The organism is Bradyrhizobium sp. AC87j1 (genome assembly GCF_002936975.1).
Classification (GTDB): domain Bacteria; phylum Pseudomonadota; class Alphaproteobacteria; order Rhizobiales; family Xanthobacteraceae; genus Bradyrhizobium; species Bradyrhizobium shewense.
Genome location: NZ_PTFE01000223.1, coordinates 1 through 1892 on the forward strand (window position 1 = coordinate 1; position 1892 = coordinate 1892).

Sequence of the window (1892 nt, forward strand, 5' to 3'; positions counted from 1 at the left end):
GCACTGCGTGTTCTGAATCACGCCCACATGGTCGACCGAATATTTGCCGCCAATCTTCAAGGCGAACGTCATTCATACGCGGCGAATTGGAGCGCTGACACGCCCGTTCTTGCTCAACTCGCCCCCAGCATTCGACTAACGGACCAGTGGTACATTGATTACATTTCGCGAGCGAGTTCTTCTGACCTCGAAGAACTGGTCGATTTCATCTTTACAGACGGGACGCAGGGGCGGATGTCCCGTGAGGAGATGCTTGCTCATGTGGTTACCCACTCCGGGTATCATCGAGGTGAGGTAGGTCGTCTCCTTCCGAAAATTGAAAGTACGGCGATGCGTGATGTGTTCGCTGGATATCTGCATAGGTCCGATCCCTCGCGTACCCAGCGTTGATTGCATCAGCCGATGCTAGATGGCGGTTTCTGGGTCAAAATGCGAAGAACTCCGGTTGAGCAAATCTAGTCCGCTCTATCGCAATGAGCGGGCCTTCGTCAGACGAGGCGTAGCTTCGCCGATGGGCCAGCGGTCGATTTGTGCCTAGCCATCCGGTTCGGGCTTTACGCGGAGAGCCTTGTTCCAAGAACCAAATTTAGCCTGGTTCGCACCGATCGCCGTTGAAGTTGACCGAGCGAGCTCTCATTCAGCTCCGATGCTGCGTCCCCTCGATTTCGCGGACCTGAAAAAAATAGCGTTCGCCGACCTTGAGCAATTGCGCTTTCGGCTGCGTCAGGTTTTTCGTTCCAACCGCCAGCGTCCAGGCGTAGTCCCCATCCGCGCCGAAAAGACTCTTGTGAAGTGACTTTGATCAGAAAAGCCGCACCTGATTGCGATCTCTGTGAGCGATAGCGCCCGAGCAGCCGCTTACTCTCTTCAACGCGCTGATCCAGCAGCCAGCGATGTGGCGGGGTGCCCGTGCTGACCTTGAACGCGCGGGCGAAATGCGGTGCCGAAATGCCGCATTCGCTCGCGATGCGCGCGAGGGAAAGCTCACCATCGAGATGGGTGCGGATCAGGTCTTTTGCGATCCGAAGTTGCCGCGGTGTCAACCCGCTGCGGCGCAAGCGATCGGCCGGCAGAATGTTGGTGTATTTGCGAAGGAAATGGGTGTTGAGAGCCATCGCAATATAGCCGACAAACAGCTCGTTGGCCTCATTCGGCCTCTCGAGCGCCGGCAGCAGGCACTTGCCGAGATGTACCACAATGGGGTCGCAGATGTTGGTCCCGGTGGCGATGTCGAACTGGACGCGGGCGGCATCAAGTTCGGTTGCAACACTACTTAAGGTGCCGTGCGGCAGATAGAGATAGATAAAATCGAACGGGTCCTGGAAGCGGACGACCGTCTCGCATCGCAAATCGTAGATGCTCGTTTCGTCCTTGAATGGCCCCTTCAGCGCATGGTGTCCATCAATCCAAGTCTCGGCCCGCTGATGGCGCAATCGCAGACAAAGTGCGAATGCATCGTCTGGCGGCGAGGGCAGCGTCGGATCATTGTCCAGGCCGAAATGCGCTATGCGCACCGCTGCGAAAGTGCCCTTCTGCAGCGATCGGACGAGCCCCGTGCGGGGGCGCTGGATCATCGGGAAGAGGCTGGCGAGCCGATCGCCAAAGAGGCCAACGCTGTTCATGCTTTACGTTCAACACACGCGCCGGCAATCTCCTGTCATTGCCGTCGGCCCGTAATCTCCGTTGATTGGTCGATGCAGGGAGAGAGCCCCGTTAACTAGAGGTTGTTTTATACGAAAAATTCGCTTGCATGTGTCAGCGATTGATCACGTTCCCGCGAGGGTGTCAAATGCGAGACGGCCTTTTCGGCCTAACATTATGTCCGTGGGACGACATTCAGGCTCGCATCGATCAATCGTGGCTCAAGACGTTCAAGCGCGCTGCGGTTGGGG

2 protein-coding genes are annotated in these 1892 nt (G+C 57.1%); one reads left to right on the forward strand and one right to left on the reverse strand.

Translation table 11 applies throughout. From position 1 onward, the window contains the following. Positions 1-390, forward strand: a 390-nt coding sequence (locus CV770_RS40925; protein WP_104466303.1) for a DinB family protein, incomplete at its 5' end; no start/stop codon positions are given. 164 nt (positions 391-554) lie between these two features. On the opposite strand, the gene CV770_RS44415 is transcribed toward CV770_RS40925, so the two are convergent. Next, positions 555-1622, reverse strand: a complete 1068-nt coding sequence (locus tag CV770_RS44415; protein WP_146101471.1) for a helix-turn-helix domain-containing protein — start codon at positions 1620-1622, stop codon at positions 555-557. Positions 1623-1892: the final 270 nt, after the last annotated feature.

What these genes read in the sequence shown, in the direction of transcription:
- CV770_RS44415 (WP_146101471.1), bottom strand. Translation starts at nt 1,622, where the DNA reads ATGAACAGCGTTGGCCTCTTTGGCGATCGGCTCGCCAGCCTCTTCCCG.